Origin of the sequence: Vibrio sp. 10N.247.310.24 (assembly GCF_041467175.1) — a bacterium.
GTDB lineage: Bacteria > Pseudomonadota > Gammaproteobacteria > Enterobacterales > Vibrionaceae > Vibrio > Vibrio tasmaniensis_A.
Map to the genome: position 1 here is coordinate 1 of NZ_JBFSUD010000079.1, position 19881 is coordinate 19881.

Annotated in this window: 20 protein-coding genes, 1 pseudogene and 1 riboswitch; of the genes and pseudogenes, 6 read left to right on the forward strand and 15 right to left on the reverse strand. The window is 44.7% G+C overall.

Features of this window, described 5'->3' with window-relative positions:
* Positions 1-173: 173 nt before the first annotated feature.
* The gene (locus AB6E08_RS18830) at positions 174-641 is read left to right on the forward strand and encodes a hypothetical protein (protein ID WP_372044066.1); all 468 of its coding nucleotides are present in this window, start codon (positions 174-176) and stop codon (positions 639-641) included.
* Positions 642-837: 196 nt separating this feature from the next.
* On the opposite strand, the gene AB6E08_RS18835 is transcribed toward AB6E08_RS18830, so the two are convergent.
* The gene (locus AB6E08_RS18835) at positions 838-1275 is read right to left on the reverse strand and encodes a PACE efflux transporter (protein ID WP_372064158.1); all 438 of its coding nucleotides are present in this window, start codon (positions 1273-1275) and stop codon (positions 838-840) included.
* Positions 1276-1413: 138 nt separating this feature from the next.
* Here AB6E08_RS18835 and AB6E08_RS18840 point away from each other — a divergent pair, with 138 nt between their 5' ends.
* Both AB6E08_RS18840 and AB6E08_RS18845 read left to right on the forward strand, forming a co-directional pair.
* The gene (locus AB6E08_RS18840) at positions 1414-2316 is read left to right on the forward strand and encodes a LysR family transcriptional regulator (protein ID WP_372044064.1); all 903 of its coding nucleotides are present in this window, start codon (positions 1414-1416) and stop codon (positions 2314-2316) included.
* A 417-nt stretch (positions 2317-2733) separates the two neighbouring features.
* Positions 2734-3078, forward strand: coding sequence for a hypothetical protein (locus tag AB6E08_RS18845; RefSeq protein WP_009844840.1), 345 nt, complete (start codon positions 2734-2736; stop codon positions 3076-3078).
* Between the two features lie 127 nt (positions 3079-3205).
* Here AB6E08_RS18845 and thiE read toward each other — a convergent pair whose 3' ends face one another.
* Positions 3206-3823 carry a thiamine phosphate synthase gene (gene thiE / locus AB6E08_RS18850; protein WP_372064160.1) on the reverse strand — a complete coding sequence of 206 codons (618 nt, stop codon included), beginning with the start codon at positions 3821-3823 and terminating at the stop codon, positions 3206-3208.
* A gap of 259 nt (positions 3824-4082) precedes the next feature.
* Here thiE and AB6E08_RS18855 point away from each other — a divergent pair, with 259 nt between their 5' ends.
* Positions 4083-6026, forward strand: a complete 1944-nt coding sequence (locus tag AB6E08_RS18855; protein ID WP_372064162.1) for a methyl-accepting chemotaxis protein — start codon at positions 4083-4085, stop codon at positions 6024-6026.
* A gap of 151 nt (positions 6027-6177) precedes the next feature.
* Here the strand turns inward: AB6E08_RS18855 and thiM are convergent, their stop codons facing one another.
* The 11 genes from thiM to AB6E08_RS18910 all read right to left on the reverse strand — a co-directional run bounded on the left by thiM (position 6178) and on the right by AB6E08_RS18910 (position 16397).
* Complete coding sequence (gene thiM, locus AB6E08_RS18860) at positions 6178-6963, reverse strand: hydroxyethylthiazole kinase (protein ID WP_372064164.1); 786 nt, start codon at positions 6961-6963, stop codon at positions 6178-6180.
* 70 nt (positions 6964-7033) lie between these two features.
* Entirely contained in the window at positions 7034-7702 is a 669-nt protein-coding gene (tenA, locus tag AB6E08_RS18865; protein WP_017096376.1) for a thiaminase II, read from the reverse strand.
* Positions 7703-7710: 8 nt separating this feature from the next.
* Positions 7711-8667, reverse strand: a complete 957-nt coding sequence (locus AB6E08_RS18870) for an ABC transporter substrate-binding protein (RefSeq protein WP_017067315.1) — start codon at positions 8665-8667, stop codon at positions 7711-7713.
* Positions 8668-8785: 118 nt separating this feature from the next.
* Entirely contained in the window at positions 8786-9601 is an 816-nt protein-coding gene (locus AB6E08_RS18875) for an ABC transporter permease (protein WP_372064167.1), read from the reverse strand.
* Positions 9594-10352, reverse strand: a complete 759-nt coding sequence (locus tag AB6E08_RS18880) for an ABC transporter ATP-binding protein (RefSeq protein WP_372064169.1) — start codon at positions 10350-10352, stop codon at positions 9594-9596. The genes AB6E08_RS18875 and AB6E08_RS18880 overlap by 8 nt, the downstream gene beginning before the upstream one ends.
* The gene (gene thiD, locus AB6E08_RS18885) at positions 10342-11250 is read right to left on the reverse strand and encodes a bifunctional hydroxymethylpyrimidine kinase/phosphomethylpyrimidine kinase (RefSeq protein ID WP_372064171.1); all 909 of its coding nucleotides are present in this window, start codon (positions 11248-11250) and stop codon (positions 10342-10344) included. The genes AB6E08_RS18880 and thiD overlap by 11 nt, the downstream gene beginning before the upstream one ends.
* A gap of 96 nt (positions 11251-11346) precedes the next feature.
* A riboswitch (TPP riboswitch) is annotated at positions 11347-11458 on the reverse strand.
* A gap of 98 nt (positions 11459-11556) precedes the next feature.
* The gene (locus AB6E08_RS18890) at positions 11557-12474 is read right to left on the reverse strand and encodes a DMT family transporter (protein ID WP_372064173.1); all 918 of its coding nucleotides are present in this window, start codon (positions 12472-12474) and stop codon (positions 11557-11559) included.
* Between the two features lie 85 nt (positions 12475-12559).
* Positions 12560-13288 (reverse strand): AraC family transcriptional regulator, encoded by a 729-nt coding sequence (locus AB6E08_RS18895; protein ID WP_102312703.1) that lies wholly within the window; start codon positions 13286-13288, stop codon positions 12560-12562.
* 179 nt (positions 13289-13467) lie between these two features.
* Entirely contained in the window at positions 13468-14496 is a 1029-nt protein-coding gene (locus AB6E08_RS18900) for a DUF4382 domain-containing protein (protein WP_372064176.1), read from the reverse strand.
* Positions 14497-14918: 422 nt separating this feature from the next.
* Positions 14919-15170: a DUF2999 family protein gene (locus AB6E08_RS18905; RefSeq protein WP_009844829.1), complete on the reverse strand. Its 252-nt coding sequence runs from the start codon at positions 15168-15170 to the stop codon at positions 14919-14921.
* A gap of 129 nt (positions 15171-15299) precedes the next feature.
* A complete protein-coding gene (locus AB6E08_RS18910; RefSeq protein WP_017101509.1) occupies positions 15300-16397 on the reverse strand; it encodes a YdcF family protein in 1098 nt (365 codons plus the stop codon).
* A gap of 483 nt (positions 16398-16880) precedes the next feature.
* On the opposite strand from AB6E08_RS18910, the gene AB6E08_RS18915 reads away from it, so the two are divergent.
* Entirely contained in the window at positions 16881-17555 is a 675-nt protein-coding gene (locus AB6E08_RS18915; RefSeq protein ID WP_372064178.1) for a glutathione S-transferase family protein, read from the forward strand.
* Positions 17556-17618: 63 nt separating this feature from the next.
* Here the strand turns inward: AB6E08_RS18915 and AB6E08_RS18920 are convergent.
* Positions 17619-17717 (reverse strand): annotated as a pseudogene (locus AB6E08_RS18920) (IS5/IS1182 family transposase); the annotation flags it as partial.
* Positions 17718-17850: 133 nt separating this feature from the next.
* Between AB6E08_RS18920 and AB6E08_RS18925 the strand changes: the two are divergent.
* Positions 17851-18813 (forward strand): phage portal protein, encoded by a 963-nt coding sequence (locus AB6E08_RS18925; RefSeq protein WP_372064182.1) that lies wholly within the window; start codon positions 17851-17853, stop codon positions 18811-18813.
* 493 nt (positions 18814-19306) lie between these two features.
* On the opposite strand, the gene AB6E08_RS18930 is transcribed toward AB6E08_RS18925, so the two are convergent.
* Complete coding sequence (locus AB6E08_RS18930) at positions 19307-19720, reverse strand: hypothetical protein (protein ID WP_372064180.1); 414 nt, start codon at positions 19718-19720, stop codon at positions 19307-19309.
* Positions 19721-19881 lie beyond the last annotated feature (161 nt).

Sequence of the window (19881 nt, forward strand, 5' to 3'; positions counted from 1 at the left end):
GAAACTCACTCTACCTTTTACCCAGAAATCAAGCTCATCTAAGCGGAGAAGAGCCCTTACCATAATGCGCCACTCCCACTTTAAGAGCTGTTTCGCATATAAAATAATAAGCGTTTGAAAGTTATAAGTTTATCTCCTAAGTTTTTTATGACCCTTTACTCAGGAAGATGTAGATGAGCAATATAGAAAAAGTATATGGATTTAATACGCCCCAACGGCTCTTTGTCGGTTACACACTCGCCGTACTCGTTGATTTAACCGTTCTCAATTTTTTTGATGAATATTGGGACTTCGTCAATATCGAGTCTTTCACCATCTCATTTGCTGCTGCGATTTTGCTACAGCTGTTGCTCAAGTTGTCTATCGGCTTAGAACATAAGCTCGCGGATTACTTCAAGTCGAAACCCGGCACTGCCCCTAAGATCTACAGAGGCCTGTCGAGCTATGTGATTCTCGTCGGTTCAAAATTCGTGATGCTAGAAGCCATCAATATCTTATTTGGTAACAAAGTGGATTTCACGGGGCCTTGGAACGGTGTCGTCGCCTTCTTTGCAGTGGTATTTACCATTCTGGTTGCCGAAGTGATTGTTTCTAAAATCTACTTTGCATTGGATGACACGCAGAAAACCGAAAAAGCCTAAGCGCTCTAATCGATTTTCAAGTGAACTGCCAACAATAAGTGGGCTACTCGGGAAGCCGATAACGTTGCATCACTAAAAAGCAAAACGCTTCCCGAAGGATCGGTTAAAAGCGTTTTGCGCTTTTTTGAGGGAGTGTTGACGGAGATGAGCTTAGAATGACGAGGTTACTTCTCCCTCGCCAGGATTAAGACCACTTTTAGCTCGCTCCAAATTTAACCGCGAAAGATCTGCGTACCAAGAACGATCTCACGTGATCGTAAATCAGATTAAACACAAACGCGTAAATGGTAATAAAAATGGTCACGCCGATATCCATTAAGAATGCCTGCCAAATCCCCACATTAAGCAAGAAAGCCATCACTGGGATCGTCGCTATCAACAAGCCTGCTTCAAACAAAACCACATGGAATATTCTCAGCTTAAGCGAACGCTTTGATTTTTCACCCGTGAAGTAGCGATCAAAAATGCGGTTGAAACAGTAGTTCCAAATCATCGCGAGTGTCGCGACAACTATCATGGTTCCTGATAAGGCATTCACATCATGATCGGTAAATATCGCCAAGCCTATAATTGAAAGTGTTACGGCCAAAGCTTCGAATAACACTGAGTGGAACACTCTTTCTAACGTACTCATACATTCCTCTAAATAATCTAGTATGTGTTGGATTAGCTCGGATTATGTCATCGGAAATAATAAGAGAAAGTTAACAGCCATCACGATTAGTGATAGCTTGAGCATTATCATCCCATTTGCTATTGAGCGAGAAGTAACATGTACAGTTTTGAGCAACTAAAAGTCTTCGTCACCGTGTGTGAAAGTGGCTCTTTTTCTGCTGCAGCACGCAAGCTGAAACGCGCTCAGTCTGGTGTCAGCCAATCGATCGCCAACCTAGAAATTGCCATCAACCAAGAGCTATTTAACCGCGAGAAAAACATCCCTGTTTTGACCAACACAGGTAAAACGTTATTGCCTGTCGCTAAGTCGATTCTCGACCAACAAAAGTACTTCGACCAAAAAGTAGAATCGCTGACACAAGAAGATGAACACGAACTGATCATTGCCATTGATGAGAGCATCATAGATAAGAATTTTATTAAGATAATCAGCTCACTAGCCGACCAGTTTCCAATCACACACTTCGATATTATTACCACCTCAACCTTCGATGTTGAAGACTTAGTCAGACGCGGAAAAGCACAAATTGGCATCATCTATGCGGATGGTGAACTTAAAGTAGATATGGACTTCTTCTTACTGGGTCAAGCACGTTTTCTTACAGTTAGCTCCGCCACTCACGAGCTGAGCCAAATGCCCGTCGTTCAAGACTCAGACCTAAAGCGCTACCGCCAATGTGTGCATCGTAGCTCGAAGCAGCGCGAATTGTGGTTCACTTATGGCATCAGCTCCATGCTTTGGTATGCCAACAACCACAAAACAATCATCGATCTCGTTGAACAGAATGTTGGCTGGGCAAATGTGCCTGAAATGATGGTGATGGAAGGAATTCAGAAAGGCGATCTCGTAGCACTGCCAGTGGCACACGAGCATGGTGGTTGGATTACTCCAGTGGGTTGCTTAGTGTCTCGCAGCCATATCAATGGGCCAGTGTTAACAAGTTTACTTGAAAAACTAAAAGGCCACTCATTAGAGAACAATCAATGGCAAGCCAACTAATCTCCCCCAATCCTTGAGTTCACCTATTTCAGCAACGGAATCCTAAATCAATGACGGTGGTGTTTTCTCCAGCACTACCTCATTTCCGCTTTTCGTGCCGATAATTTTCTTTGTCGTGTGGATAAAACACCCTAGTTGATATCCCAAAGTGACATAACTAGTATGCGATCCCAAAGGGTTTGTCTTATCAAACTGATATCGACAAACCCAAATCGCTCTTTAACACCACTGACCCAACTTCAAATCTCCCACATAAGTGCCCCTGCCCTGCAACCACTTGTGAAAGCTTCAAATAGATCACTTTTGAATATTGATTCGCACCCAGTTTATGAGCCCTCTTCGAGTGCTTTTTTATATCTAAATGAACCTTTTGGAAAATTTGTCGTGAACGTTTTAAGAAATATTTGCCCTGAGAAAATGGGCAAAGAGCGTAACAAACGAGAGTATGATTTACGCGTACTTAATTGTGTCAGTGAAAGCGAGTATGAATCGCGTATGGCAGTTTGGAATAGCTTAACTTTGGTTGCTACTCCGTCTGTTTCAGAAACAAAAGGCTTCATCGATGAGGCTTTCAACAAACTTCAGCAAGACTTGAAAGAAGCGAGCCGCGAGTTATCGATTAACTACACGGACTTCATTGCAATGGCGCATGAAGAACTTAACTACATTAAGGTGTTTGTTGCTGATAAGACCGCACAATACGGCTGGTATGCCGCGATCGTTCTTATGATCATCGGTACTGTTGCTTTATGCGCTCAGTAAACAAAACTGTGTATTCAATAAATTGTCTTAAAAGCTCAAGCGATAGGCCAATTTAGCCTTTCTATGAGCCTGTTGTTTAACTAGAAAACAAATGGTTAACCTCATTTGTTTTCTAGCCGATACCCCTTCACTCCCCCATTAGAGCCAACAGATCCTGCGTCGCTTGTTTTGGATCTTCAGCGTGACATATCGCAGATACCAGTGCTAACCCATGAATACCGCTCTCAACTAACTGCGGGATGTTCGATTCGTTAATTCCACCAATACCGACAATCGGTAGCTTCGTTGTCTCCAACGCCATTTTAATTCCATCATAGCCCCAATGTTTCTTTAGATTCGTCTTGGTCGGTGTGGCAAAAAGCGCACTGAGGCCAATGTAATCGATCGGTAAGCTATCGGCTTCTTGTAACTGCTGTTCAGTTTCAATTGATAACCCAAGAATCTTATCTGGACCTATCAACTGGCGTGCTAACTCTGCAGGCATATCAGACTGTCCTAAATGTAAGCCGTCAGCATCCACAGCCAACGCAACGTCTACCCGATCGTTAATGATCAGCGGGACACCAAAGCCAGCCAAAATCGACTTAACGGCCTGCGCACGTTCAATAAAAGCTCTGACATCTCCATGCTTCTCTCTTACTTGAACCATAGTGACACCACCAGCGATTGCTTGTTCAACGACAAACTTAAGCGTTTCAAGATCTTGCAGGTCATCAGTAACCAAGTAGAGCTTATAAGGGTTCATATCGTGCCTTTGGAGTCGGAGTCTAAATTGCGTTTCTACTATTTTACCGACAATTTGCATCATGTGCATGGAAGTTAATAAACAATTAGCTCAATTAAGCATGCTCCAACAAATATGCAACCCATTGAAACGATACTAAAAAACCGGATTTTTTAACGAAAGCGTTACTTATTACACAAACTATTCACTTAAGCCTGCCCAGAACACTGTTTTATGGAATACTTCGCAGTGAAGGAATCAGGTAAATATAGGGATAGTTATGCGCCACCTTTCTATAGCATTTAAGATCAAGCTAGGTTATGCCATCTGCTTGCTCTTTTTCGTCATTTCAGGCTTTGTGAGTTACAAAGGTATCCAAACCTTGTCGAACGGCTTTAGCCAATACAGTGTACTTAGCCAGAAAGCGACACTGTCAGGCAACATTCAAGTGCATTTTCTGCAGATGCGCTTAGCCTCTGAACGTTACTTAGAGTCATTGGATGAGCAATACGAAACGAATTATCAATCAAGCAAACTCGCGATTGATGAACTGCTCAACAACTTAATCCAAACCACCACCAAAACCGATAGCCTAGCTAGCCTGCAATTAGTGCGAGACAGCGTGGCGGCATTTGACACGGCTTATGGCTCAATGAAACAGAGCCAGCTGCTCATCGACCAATTGGTGAATGTTGAGATGGTCAAACGAGAAACCAACGCCCTCAAAGCCGCGCAGAGCTTGTTGTATGAGTCTTACAACAACAATGATCCAAACGCGAGCTTATACGCGGGTATGTTGATGGAGAACTTCCTCGCAGCCAAGATCACTGTACTGAGTTACTCAAACAACAACGACCTAAAAACCTATGAAGCGGGTAAAGATATCTTTGAATACGCGTTGCCGGGTATTGAAGGCGACATTGAGTCTCTTAAATCATCCCCTTACCAAAGCGAGTTGATTGAAGATTTCTCTAACCAGCGCGAAGCGTATGCAAAAGGCTTTGAACAAGTTCATCAGCAGATGATTGAGAACACGCAAAGAACTGCAACGCTTGCCTCGATTGGTGACAGCTTGGCTATCTCGGTAGCCGATGCTCAAAGTATTCTAGAGCAACAGAAACAAGCATTAACGCCAGAGCTTCAAGCCAGTGAGAAACGTTCAGTTCAAATCATCTTCTTGCTAACGGGTGTGGCTTTGGTGATTGGCATGACGAGCGCCGTGTTGGTGACTCGTTCTATTACCAAAGGCATCGCACAGGTTAAACAGATCACCAATGAGCTTTCTCAAGGCAACTTAAATGTTGAAGTGAACATCGAGAGCAAGAACGAGATTGGCGAACTGCTGACCAACATGGAGATCACCATTGAATCTCTGCGCGATATTGTCGGCCAAGTGAACCGCTCTAGTGTGCGTATTGGTGAGATGTCGGAGTCGCTTAATCAAGTGACTAACACCAGCTCAACTAACGCGACCCAGTTGAACAGCGAGGTGATCAATATCTCGTCAGCCGCCGATCAGTTGGCTTCGAGCACATCAGAAATTGCTGCAAGTGCTAACCACGCGTCTCAAGTTGCAAACCAAGCGACCGAGAATGTGGCGATGGGTCTAAAAGAAGTAGATAAAACACTGCATGAAATTGGCAGCGCTGATGAAAGCATGCAGGTGAGCAGCCAGAAAGTGACTGATCTACACAAAGAGTCGATGAACATTGGTGCCATTCTTGAAGTAATCAAAGGCGTTTCTGAGCAAACTAACCTATTGGCATTGAACGCTGCCATTGAAGCCGCTCGTGCGGGTGAACAAGGTCGCGGATTTGCTGTCGTAGCCGATGAAGTAAGAACGCTCGCTAAGCGTACTCAAGATTCTGCAAGCCAGATTGATGAACTCATCACCTCACTGCAACGTGGCGCTAAAGATGCGTTAGAGTCGATTAAAGAGAGTCACAGCACGGTTTCAGATGCTTCAACTCAGGCACAACAAGCTTCTCAGAACTTACATGTGATTAACCAACACATCCAAGATTTGAATCAGGCCAACAGCCAAATTGCAGTATCTGTAGATGAGCAAGATTGCTTGACCAAGTCACTGGGTGAAAACGCGCAAGGTGCCAATACCATCGCGCAGAGCAACCAAGAGTCTGTAAGCAGCATTTCTGGCGCAGCGAGCGACTTAACCGAAGTTGCTCATCACTTAGAAAACCAAGTGAATCGATTTAGAACCTAGCTAACTTTCTGTCTCTGTTATTCAAAGTCTCTGTTATTTAGAGCCTCGCTTATTGAAAACATAGCGAACACGGTTTATATAATAAGAAAGCCCCCAGCACATTCGTGTTGGGGGCTTTTTAGTGAGCTAAATGCTTATAGCCAGATTGAATCTACTGAACCTTCAAACGTTGAATCAGAGTCTCTTCATCCAATTGATATAACTCATCAAGTAAGTTCATTTGCAAGCTACCAGGGCCGCGTGAGCTCTCAGCCGAGATTTCACCAACCACACCCAATACCGCCGCAGCAGCCAAACCACTTTCATCACCAACAGCAGCAAATGCGCCCGTCAATGCCGTTAAGGTACAACCCATGCCGGTTACATACGGCATCATTGGATGACCGTTGTTTAACGTCACAACACTGTCTTTGGTGACAACGTAATCTGTCTCACCAGAAATCACCACATTCGCACCGTATTCAGCGACTAAGCATTGCGCTGCGCCTAATGCAGCATCACTGCTATCTAGCGCATCAACGCCTTTGCTCTGCGCTTGCTCACCCGCTAACGCGATAATCTCAGACGCATTACCACGAATGATTAACTTATCCGCTAAACGTGCAATTTCACGAGAAGTCTCGGTACGCAGCGTACTTGCGCCACAACCCACCGGGTCAAGAACCACCACCTTGTTGTTCGCGTTCGCTTGCTCAACAGCAAAACACATTCTTGGCGTCCAAACACTGTCGAGCGTGCCAATGTTGATCACAAGCGCGCCAGAGAAAGACATCATCTCAGCCAGTTCTTGCTGCGAGTGCGCCATGATAGGCGAAGCGCCAATCGCCAATAACGCATTGGCCGTATTGTTCATCACGACGTAGTTGGTGATGTTCACAACCAGTGGTTTTTGCTCTCGTACTGCGCGCAACGATTGGATGATTTGTTCAGTTAGCATGGGTAAATCCTTATTCGAGAAAGTCGTTTTAAGCCGCTGCAGGTTGGCTAGCGACAAGGTTTAGCCGTGATTAGTCATTAAGTGCATTCAGCCCTTGCTGCCAAAAAGCCACTTCCATACGCGTTGCCGTTTTGAAGATATGAACGATGTTCTGACCGCGCTCGCTGTTGATATCAATTTCAGCAAGCAGCTGATTGAAGTATTCTGCGCCCGTTGCCACGCCAGATTGGAACTCTTCTCCGCCGTAAAGCTGAAGCCAGCTCGCGTATGGGTTGCCTTCTAATACGGTATCACTGCTCTCTAACAACACTTTACCGATAACAGCGTAACCAATTGAACACGGAGCCAATGCCGCATATAAGTCGACAAGATCACCCGTCATACCCGCATCTAGAACGTAGCGCGTGTAAGCCACCGTACCGAAATCTTCCGGTTCGTTTTCTAGGTCAGATTCGGTTAACCCCCACTGACCACAGTAAGTCACATGGTGAGAGATTTCAGAATCTAGCAGCGCATGAACACTTGGCAGTGCACGACGCATATCAGCCAAGGTTTTAGCCTTGTAAATTGCCAATGCATAAGCGCGAGCATACTGCTTCAAAAACAGAAAATCTTGCTTCAGGTAATGCAAAAAACACGGCTGAGCGAGGGTGCCGTTCGCCAGCGTTTTAACAAAATCATGCTCGGTGTAGTCTTGCCAATCTTGCTGACAAGCTTGGATTAAGTCTTGGTATTTCATGAGATTCCTTAGTCAAAAGTCGGCACGTAATCAGCGGCTTTTGGTAGTGATTTGATAATGCCTTTGTCGAACATGAACTGCGCGTAATCATCGTAACGCTTCATATCTACAGCAGAAGGGCGAAGTGCAAAACGAGTCAGCGTGTCGTTCCATGCGCGTTGGTTAAGTTCGTTGTTCAACGTATCTGGTGAGTACGCCACAAATTCACTCCATGACTCTTGTGGGTGGTTCACAATGTAAGTCGTTGCTTGCTCAAGTGCTTTGTTGAACGCTTTGATCGCTTCATCGTCGTGCTGCTTTGCGTTCGCAACAAAGATAAGCTCGTCGTAAGCGGGTACACCGTGCTCTTCTGGGAAGAATGCTTTCGCTTTAAAGCCTTCAAGGGCTAACTGGTTAGTTTCGAAGTTACGTAAGCCACCCCAAATTGCGTCTACCTTGCCTGATGCCAATGAAGACGACAGTGCCCAACCGACATTGATGGTTTGCACGTCTGTAAACGCAACATTTTCTTGAGCTAGCATGGTGCCGATGGTCGCTTCTTCGTTACCCGCAATCGCAATACCGATCTTTTTGCCTTTCAGATCCGCTAGTGAATCGTTCTTGCCATTATCTAAAACCATCAACGTATTCAGTGGCGTTGCGATAAGAGTAGATGCACGAACGAGAGGCAAACCTGCCGCTACATCCATGGTTAAGCTTGGTTGGTAAGTGACTGCAAGATCGACCTTACCTGCTGCGACCAATTTTGCTGGCGTGCTTGGGTCAGCTGGCTCTTGAATTTCAACCTCTAAGCCTTGGTCAGCAAAGTAGCCACGCTCTTGAGCAATAACAATCGGGCCATGGTTCGGGTTCACAAACCAATCCAACATCAATGTCAGTTTTTTTTGTTCAGAATCCGCCAATGCATGACCTGAAACTAGCGAAGCAAGCAGTGCCACGGCACCTACCAATTTGGTGTTTTTCATAGTTAACCTTTCCTTTTGAATATTATTATTGTGTGTATCGAGCTAATTTTTAACGAAGTTTTGTTTAGATAAATAGCGTGAGCGAAGCTTTATTAAACAAGTGTTATTGAGCGAACCATCACTGGTTTTCCCAAGGGATAGCTTTTTTGAGTAATTTATCGGTGACGAAGTAGAGCGAGATAGACAGCACCGCCAAGATGAATAAGGCCGCAAACATCTCATCAATGATCATGCGTGCGTTGGCTTGCAGCATTAGGTAACCCAGGCCTTCACTCGAACCCACCCACTCGCCGACGACTGCGCCAATTGGGGCAATAACCACAGCGACACGAATGCCAGACGCCAAAGTTGGCAGCGCAGCAGGCAGTTGGATATAACGGAGCAATTGCCATTTCGAGGCACCCATGGTCTTAGCAAGATCAAGATAACCCGTCGGAGTATTTCGCAGACCGTCGTAACAACAAGTGGTCACGGGGAAGAAGATAATGATCGCCGCCATCACCACTTTTGACGCTATGCCATAACCCAGCCACAACATCAACACTGGTGCGATCGCAAACACAGGGATGGCTTGGCTAGCAATTAAGATAGGCAACAACCAACGTTTCAGCGGCTCGAACATCAACATCTGTAGGGCGAAAAACAGCCCCATGGATAAACCGAGCAATAGACCAAGTAAGATCTCCTGCGCAGTCACCCAAGTGTGTTTGAGTAGCACATCGTAACGTTCAGTAAGTTTTAAAAAGACTTCTGCAGGCGCAGGCAGAATGAAGCTAGGCATCTCAAAGATAACCACCACCATTTGCCATAAACCGAGAATCACAGCACTGCTGATAAGCAAACGCATAACGGGATTCATCTGACGAGGAGGTGTAGTGGTAGTCTGTACGTTAGCTGAACGAGCCCCAACTTCGCTTCGCGTTAGATCATTCATAATCACGCTCCAACTGATCTAAGATCGCTTGTTGCAGCTCAGCACATTCACCGTCTAGCACTCTTGGTGTCGCGGTATTAGGCACAGACAATGACTGAGCGCTTGCAGGCGTGCCTTGTAACACATACAAGTTATCTGCCAAACGCACCGCTTCTTGTGGATCATGGGTAATCAACACAACGGTTTTATCTCTTAACAATTCACACGCTAAGCTCTGTAACTTGTGTCTTGTTACCGCATCCAGCGCAGAGAAAGGCTCGTCCATCAGTACCACTGGTTTGTCTTGCATTAAAGTGCGAGCCAAAGCAACACGCTGACGCATACCGCCAGACAATTGATCTGGCATAGTAGACGCGTGATCAGCCAAACCAACCGCAGCTAATAACTCTAGTGCTTGATTGGTTTGAAGTGCTTTATCAGAAGCTGGATTTTGAAAGCGATGACTCAGGCATACATTGTCGATAACCGACAGCCATGGCAGTAACAAATCCTGCTGCGCCATGTAAGCGATGCGGTCCGTTAAAGACAATTCATCAGAGGTTGCCAATGTGCCCTGCCACTCTACCTTGTCGTCCAACAAGCCTGCCAGATAACGTAATACCGTGGTTTTCCCGCAGCCACTTCTACCCAACAATACCGTCCACTTACCTGCATTTAAGCTAAGCGACAATCCCGATAAGGTTACGTGCTCGCTGTCGTTATAACGTAAGGAGGCATTGCTGAGTTGAACGCCAACCGTATTAACGGACATTACCGTGCCCAGCGAAGAAGTGATTTACCGGGCCATGGCCTTGACCAACTTGAAGTTCGTCGGCATGAGCAATCGCGCGTGAAATGTATTGTTTACCTAGGTCGACAGCCTCTGGAAGCGAGTTGCCTTGAGCCAAGAAAGAAGCGATAGCAGAAGAGAGCGTACAGCCCGTACCATGGGTATTTTTGGTAGGAAAACGCTTCGCGCTAATCAAAGCAGATGTAGTTGGCAGAATCAGTAAGTCGTTACTGTTCTCATCCTTCTCTAAGTGACCGCCTTTTAACAGGACAGCTTTAGCACCTAGTGCGCGTAAATCTTCAATCATGCCCTGCATTTCAGCTTCGCTTTCAGGTACCGGCTTGCCTGTTAACGCCGCGCCTTCTGGCAAGTTAGGGGTGATAATGTCTGCCAGCGGAATCAATTCTTGTTTCAGCGTCGTGATAGCTGAGTTTTCTAGAAGAAGATCACCACTTGTCGCGACCATCACAGGGTCAATCACAAGATGCTTAGGTCGGTATTGCTTAATTTTGTCTGCAACGACTTTGATGATTTGCGAATCGGCCAACATGCCGACTTTCACTGCCACGATATTGAGATCAGTAAAAACCGCATCTAACTGGCTAGCGACATGGTCGAGTGGAATAGGAAAAATAGCTGACACGCCTTGAGTGTTCTGGGAAGTGATAGCGGTAATCACAGAACAAGCAAAACTACCGGTGGCAGACATGGCTTTAATATCCGCTTGGATACCTGCACCGCCGCCACTGTCTGAGCCTGCGATAGTCAATACAATCGGAGTATTCGTGCGAATCGTGTCTTCAGCAGAGTGCTGCTGTGTTGAGGATTTTGGAGTTGAGGCTTTTGGCGTTAAATCTTTTGAAATAGAACTGTGTGTCATTGTCGCTCCTACTATCTTACAAGACGCAGGAGAACGAACACCGATCGAAGGAGAAGTCGCATTAGGCTCATGAAAGCTTTCATGGGTGCAGACGTAGATCGAGTGCTTATAGTTCCCTACGCCAGTGTTAACTGAATCAGGTTCAACGGGTCTCGACTAACGATCTCAGCAAACACCAAATAAGGTATATGCCCCCCGACTATTGATAGCGATAATAACAGCACTCTTAAAACTGAGATACTCATTTTATTCAATTATACTAATTACGCATGAATAAATTTCAATTAGGCTCTATAAAACAAATACTTATAACGTTCCTTTAGATGGATTCGACTGTATAAACAAGCACAACACAATCAGAGACATACCTAACCAGCCTATAAAAGGAATCAGCTCACCGACAACACAGACCGCAAGCACCGCTGCAACTACCGGTTCAAACAGAGTCAGCAGATTGGCACTGCTCGCAGTCACGTGGCGTAAACCAAAACTGAACGCGATATAGCCCAAGCATTGTGGGATTAACGTCAGATAGCTGATGACTAATACGTTAATCTGCGAGGAGAACAGGTTCTCACCAGTAAACCAGAGCGTTGGCAGCAACAGCATTGCACCGAGGCCAAAAATACTGCCCATCGCCGCTTGTGACTTAATCCCTTTATCGATCAGTGCTTTGGTCGCCCAAGAATAAATGGCGTAACACAACCCAGCGACCAGACCTAAGCCAATACCTAACAGCTTGAGATCATCACCGGATTCATTCGCCGATGAAGATTCTGAAAACACCAACAGCCCAATACCTACCACACCAATCGCAAAGCTAGTAAGCCAACGTTTGTTGATATTATTCTTTTTGCTAATAAGACACTCTAACAGTGCAGAAAAGAAAGGTGCGGTAGCAATCGAAACCACGGTACCGATCGCCACGCCTGATAATTTCATTGAAGAATAGAAAGCTAAAGGATAGACCGCTAAAGCCAAAGCACTCACTGTCAACAGCTTCTTGTTCTGCATAAGTTTGTCGAAAGCGAATAGGATTTGTCGATACGCCAAGCCCGCTTGCATTAGACCGCCGACGCCCATAGAGAAAGCACCAATCGCTAATGGGCTTAGATCAGGTGCAAAACTTGCGGCGGTGCCTGTCGTGCCCCATAAAATAGAAGCAAACAAGATGACCAAAGTGCCCATTTGGAATTCGTTAACGCGATTGATGGCAAGATTCAATTCTATTATCCAATTTTCAGTTCTGAAATAGATAATAGTGAAGATTGATATAAGTTAGTTTGCTAAAAGGACGCTATTGTTGTTTCTAAAGACTCTCTTTCATTGAGCCTAGAAACGCCCTTGGAGACATCCCAAAGTGCTGAGAGAAGCGACGACTGAAAGCAGAAACATCACTATAACCCACGTTTTCAGCAATCAATTGAACCGGTAAATCGGTATGGGTTAACAGGGCTTGAGCTTTCTCCATACGATAGCGAGTGATGTATTTAAGCGCACTGATACCCAAGCACTCTTTGAAGCGTTTTTTGAATTGAGTGGGACTCAAACAGGCCGTTTCTGCAAGTTGTGGAATAGAGAGAGGTTGGGCGTAATTATCCGCTATCAATCTTTGTACCGCACGGATTCTTGGGTCGATGCTCTTGCTAACTTGTTGTTGCTCTAACAGCAGTGAAAACACATCTAAAACTGATGATTCAATGCCACTATCGACCTGATATTCCAGCTGCTTCTCAACAAACAGCAAGAAGCTCATCAAAGGTGGCGTTATCGTGAAAACCGAGAGCTCATGCTCTAACAAGTGCTGCGGCAACTCCGCCATATCCGCGACAATAAACCGCGCTGCTTCATCCGCCTTAAACGCATGCGCTGTGGTTACCGGAATCACCACACATTCTCCCACGGCCACTTTGCCTACATACCCCACCATTTCGATATTGATACTGCCTTGGATCGGCAATACCAATTGATGATGGTCATCATGAGCATGGGTATTAAATTGCTTGGTGTAAGATCGAATGCTTAAGCTAGATTTCATAATCAACGCCAGAGTACATTTCGCTAAGTTAGAGTAAGAGATACAAAGTTACATTATCACTTCCCTAGAGTCACACTCAATGCGCATCAAATTCATGCTAGCTAGGTGACATGAGCAAAAACGGCCTCTACTCTAATTGAGAGGCCGTATTTATTAGAGTGGTAAATCACGTTAAAGGTTTAAAACGATACTTGGCTGTCTTGACCAACCACTACCTGAACACTATTTTGAACATCATAGATTTCAAAACCATCAGCAACCGGATCGGCATTGTCTTCATCACTGTCATGCTGTGCAGTACAGGTATAGCCTAAAGAGTAAGTACCTGAATCAATGAAGCCCAGAGAAAACTCATAGTTGGTCTGCGCTTTATTCAATGTCACTGACGCTGAAGTGATCGGTTTTTTCTCCGCAGGACCACCAATCGGAGCCATGTCAGCTTTAGCGATGTCACCTTCATACAAATAAACCGATTGAACGAAGGTATTATCATTTGTAGGGTTACAAGCTCCAAAAGTTGTTGTCGCTACAGTACCTTCAATGTTTCCTGTCTCAACCGTATTGATAAGGCTCACAGACGTTCTTTGAATGGTGTAATCAGGGAGACTTGAACTGTTCTTTAAGCCGCGTCTCAGATCGAACTCAACAACAAAATCGTTACTCTGTTGGTTCACATTGAATGAGTTGTTAAAATACAGCACACCAGCGTTATCTTCTTTACCCACACCTTGCGGGCATGCACCTTCACCTTTCACAGTCAACTGACGGTTCGTATCATCGTTTTCTATAACGTAAGAAGGTGTTGTTGGGTGGTCACCATCATGGGCAAACACACACAACTTATAACTGCCGACCGGGATGACCTCATTTTTGATCAAAGGAAGCGCCTCGCTGCCTTGGTAATCCAATAAATTAACACTTAATGGAATAGGATCCTCACCATCTGGCAATGGGTCACCGTTTTTGTCCACGTAGTTACCGTTTTCGTCCGTTTTATACACGTCATAAACCAATGGCGTACCTCCCTGTCCCGGAAGTAAAGCCACCTTACTGAATGTCACAGTGACGTCTTTAACATCATCAATGGGCGCATCACTTACGCTCAAGGTAATCGGTGTCGTGCTGCTTGATGAACCTGAATCACCGCCACAACCAACAAGCCCAGCCAGCACAAGGCTTGCTAAAGCGGTTTCCTTTAAATACTTCATAATCAATTTCCTATAAATCACTGCTCAATAAAGGGCTTATTTGAGTGCCCTCTTATTCTTTTCCTTAATGTGACTCATAGATAAACCGCGCTTATGGCCCAAATCGGTTAGCCCTGTTATTTGGGGCTTTCTTCATCCAAAAACTCTGTTCATCAAGGTGCACATATCAGCTCGCACATAGGTTAATTAAGTCTAGTAAGTAAATTGTCAGTAGTCGCCCATATTTGGCAAGGTTGCTGTCAATTGTGTTGAAATGGTCGGTATGCATAGGGTCGGAGAGGATGATTTTAAGCAACTTGATCAACGTGAATAATCGCTACCAAGATCAAAAAAGGCCGTTAAGACAGCCCATTGCTGAACTTAAACGACCTTTTCATTGAATTTTGATTAAGCTAAGACGATATCAGCTCAGTCAAACTCACTTATTTTTGAAGTTGCTCTTTAGCGGCTTCAACCTTAGAAAAATCTAGGCCAAGCTCTTCAACTGCTTCTTTGATTAGCGCAGGATTTTGCATTACCTGACCCATCAGCATTTGAAGCTTATCTTGTGGTAAACCAAGTTGGCTGATTGTCGCCATTGCTGCAAGAGGGTTCTCGGTCAACGTCTTGAATATCTCGCTGATCTGCTCGTCGCTAATATTGTTCTCTTTCAACATTGCTAAAATCGGGTTCATTTTTTTGCCTTTGAAACACTAAATTAAGTAGGAGCACAGCATACCATCTAGCTGTGCTCGATTGTACTAGCAAGTGAAGCTTTGGTTTAATGCGAACTGTGCTTCCCCAAACGCAAATAATGCTTGGGCTTAGCGAGACTCTAGTGGGTAAGAGCGGTAGCTCCACATACCATACGTTCTCAGTGCGTCACGGTAGATGCCTAGAAGCTCACCACTACTCGCTTTCTTAAGATCTTCTAGCGGCTTATCTGGGTAAGAGACCGTATCGAAGGTAATGCCCTGAGGGCCAGTTTGCCAGCTCGCAATTTCAAACAGAGTTTGACCACGACGAACATGGCTTGCCGAGCTGATAATGGTCGCATGTTTAATATCATGACGAGCAAGCGCATAGCTACTGAACAAGGCGTTGCCTACCGTGCTGGTCGCGTAGTTCTCTTCAATGATACGGTCTTTGCTTACCCCTTTTGAGATAAGCCAATCCGCCATTAACTTGCCTTCTGTCTTATGGTTCTTAGGCACGCCGCCGGTTAACACGATCATCGCGTCTGGGTTAGCTTTCGACATTGCTAATGTCGTTTCAAGACGTTCAATCAAGATTCCATGCATAGAACCATCTGGATTAAGCGCATAGCCCAAAGTAACGATGGCACCGTGGTCGCTCAACAGCCCCTTATCTGCAGACTCTTTAAGAGGTGTTTCTAACACGCGGTCAACCGTTGCAAAAATACGTTTAATGTCTTCTGCCTTGCCTTTATTCAGGCTTTCCAGCTTCTCCATGTGCTTATTCGATTCACTGTCGTTGCCTTCAAATCTTTGCCAAACCGCAAGATATGCGTGCAAGTCGACATCGTCTGGCGCAACCGTCAGTGCTTGTTCAAACAACTCAATAGCGCGCTCTGCGTTCTTGTTGTAGATCTGAGCGTTCGCAGCCGAGATCAACAAATCAGTACGGTAAGGTTCTAGCTGGTACGCTTCTAACAATCGGTTAGTCACTATTTCCATGTTGCTTGGCATTTTAGCCGTGAAGCCCGCGTGAGAAATTCTTGCCGGAGACTTAAACGCCTGCAACGCATCAAGAAGTAATTGGTCGACAACTTGTCGCTTAGTCACCAACTGCGCGTAATCTGCTGAAGCTTGTACTGCGCCATCGTTAGCGGCAAAAGAATAAGGTGTTACGCCAAAAGCGAGCATGCCACCAAGAGCGAGGGCGATAATGTTCTTTTTCATGGAAAGATCCTGTGTCGTTAAGTGTTCACATCAGATTTGCCCCCCAATGTAAGTCCCTAAGATTAAAAAACTGTGAACCACACCAGAATCTCCGAGGTTAATATTCATTTGTTGCATAAGGTGTGGCTGCAGATCACGATTTTATGCGCCAGAGTAGGCTCAAATATCCAGATAGCTTCGAGTTATGAGGAACTATCTTAATTACTTTGGAATATTTAACTTCGCCCCCACACGCCTATTCCATCTAAATTCGTAAGTTTCGAAGCTCAACATCAAACTTAAATGTGTATTTTATGTTAATTATTTCAGCAACTTAAAATGCTATCTCTCTACAAGTCGACGCTCATTCACGTTTGCTCAACCAAGTTCAAAAAGCACAGAGTGTGATATCAAATCAGTCAATTCACAGAAAATTCAAAAATCAATCATTGAACGATCGTTCAAGCGGTGCTTTAATAAATGACCAATACAAGGAGTTACCCCATGCTTAAGTTCTATTTTCACCAAACACCCAACCCAATGAAGATCGCTCTGTTTCTAGAAGAGACAGGCCTAGATTTTGAACTTGTTCCTGTCGATACCTTAAAAGGCGAGCAACACACACCGGAATATCGCTTAATCAATCCAAATGGCAAAACGCCTGCGATTGAAGATGAAGGACAACGTGTTTTCGATTCCAACGCCATCCTTCTATACCTATCAGAGAAGACGGGCAAGCTAGGTGGAAAGCCTGAAGACAGAGCCGAACTGCTATCTTGGATGATGTTTATTGCGAGTGGTCTTGGCCCTTATTCTGGTCAATCGGTACACTTCCGTCATGCTGCACCAGCAGGCTTAGATTACGCGGTAAATCGTTATCTACGCGAAGCACAACGTCACTACGAAGTGTTAGAAAAGCACATGGAAGGTCGTGAGTTTTTCGTCGGAAATGAGTACACCATTGTCGATGTTGCTGCATGGGGTTGGATTGATAAAGCACCTTTCGTGCTTGGTGAAGAAGGCTTATCACCTTACCCGAACTTGAAGCGCTGGTTTAACGCAATCAACGCCCGCCCTGCTGCACTGCGCGCTCGCGAAACCGGCAAAGGCATTGAGTTTAAAACCGAACGTGATGAAGAAGCGAAGCGAGCACTGTTTCCTTCGAATTATGCGAAGTAGAAAATTTGAAAGTTAACGCTCTACTGAGTGATAGCTAGAACTCAAACATAAAGAGCCGCTAAAAAGCGGCTCTTTCTCAATCCAAAAGGTCAGAGACCCGTGGTTAATAAGTGATTGGTTGTATTGCTTCCAGTTAATTGTTTTATAACGAGGCTTATGCAAAGGGCTACGAGAGGGACTGAACGTAGCTGATCAGATCGTAGGTTCTGGATTTAGTTCCATTGAATTACGCAACAAAGCCACTGAACAGACAACAGAAATAATCACGAAAGAATCCGCTAATGATGAAAGCTTGATGTTTAGCTTTGGTGAGCCAGAAATCATGGACCGTGATTTCACCAACTATGAATACAATGAGCTTTACTACAACGAGGACGGAAACTACTGGGAACCGCCACTCGATAGAGCTGGCTTAAATAAACTGACTCGGGCTAACGCTTATCACGGTTCTATCTTAATGGCTCGCCGTAACATGATTGCGGGCCGTTACACCCAAGGTGGAATGCAGAAGCAGCAAATGCAATCAGCCGTACATGACTTCTTAGAATTTGGTGACACTGCCCTGCTTAAGCTTCGTAACTACTTTGGTAAAGTCATTGGGCTATGGCCTATCCCTACGATGTATTTACGTAAACGTAAGAACGGTGACTTCGCATTCTTAGAGCGAGACGACAAGCAAAAGAGTTACAAGAAAGAAGACGTTATATTCATCAAGCAATATGACCCAGTGCAGCAAGTCTACGGTGGACCTGATTACCTTGGTTGTGTTCAATCTGCTTTGCTTAGCCAGGACTCCACCACGTTCCGTCGCCGTTACTATAAAAACGGTTTGCACATGGGCTTTATCTTCTATGCGACTGACCCGAACTTGAGTAAAGACGATGAGGAAGACCTAAAGCAGAAGATGGCTTCAAGCCGTGGCGTGGGGAACTTCCGCTCGATGTTCATCAACATTCCAAACGGCAACGAGAAAGGGATTCAATTGATACCCGTTGGCGACATTGCGACAAAAGATGAGTACGAGAAAATTAAAAACGTCACCGCGCAAGAGGTGATCACTGGTCACCGCTTCCCTGTTGAACTGGCCGCTATCATTCCAAACGGTGGTACTCGTGGAGACCCGATTAAATTTGATTACGTTTACTGTAAAAATGAAGTGATACCCGCTTGCGAAATGTTCATGGATGCCGTGAACAGCGACCCAGAAGTACCCAAACACCTGCATTTAACCTTCAATTTGGACAATGTGGCGGCCTAAGTGGCGTGATGTTTTTTTGCAATTACGTTTTTATCTTAAATTTGCGCTCAGCCCTTTCCTCATAAGGGCTGAGAAACAACTCAAACGATCGTCATAAAACACAAACGATCATTAAAAACTGACCTAAAATACAAAAATGCCATAATTTCAATGGCTTAATAAACCCAAACGGATCATCATTGATCATCAAAATTTCATTTCCTTGCAATTTTTTGCACTCTTCGCAATTTTACTAAGCGCTCTGTAAGCCATTTTGAGCACTGTTAACTTGCGGCAAACCCCGTTATTCCTAAAGGGCTAGCGGCTTGTTAGCCTTCCATAGCGGCGGCAGAATTTCACTGAAATAGAATTGCGAAAAAATGAGATCGAAAACGCTTCAGGTGGGGAGGAGGAGTGTGTTTCCCGTGGGTTGGGTGTGCTTTCGGTAACATTCATTCATCATTAAGATCGGACATAAAAAAACCACCGTTAACGGTGGTCTTGTATTTGAAGCCTAATCGAATGTCGTATACTTTTTTACCACTTTCCGAGCAATGTGCCTCTTAGGCCCATTACTTAAACGAAATGGCTCTAACTCAGATAAGTCGTTTAAATTTCTGAGTATTGTTAACTCAATCTGCTCTTCTAGACCAATATCTAAATACTGAGACTCATTAGATTCATTGGTCTTAGGTCTCGAACCACCAATGATTAACGTTTCACGAGGAGCGACTTGTGATCGATTAGCTGCAAGTGGGTTATCTGAAGAAAAAATTGAACCTACAATATCTAATAAGTCATCAGTCTCATAATTGTCTTCAACATATGTTAGAAAGTCATCTAACTCATCCACGCTTAAATCAGACAGTGGCGTTTTCAACTCAATACCCGATGCGTACTTTTCAAAAATCTTATGTAAGTTTTTCATATTTATTTCCTTAGAACAGCATTATCCACCAGAATATTCAATGAATCTATACGTTCAGTATAGAAATAACGCCCATCATTAGCAAAAACTTGCAGCACACCTTGGGCTTACGAATCCCCTCATAATCAGGCGTAAAAACAATGAGGTAGACGCGCATCGCC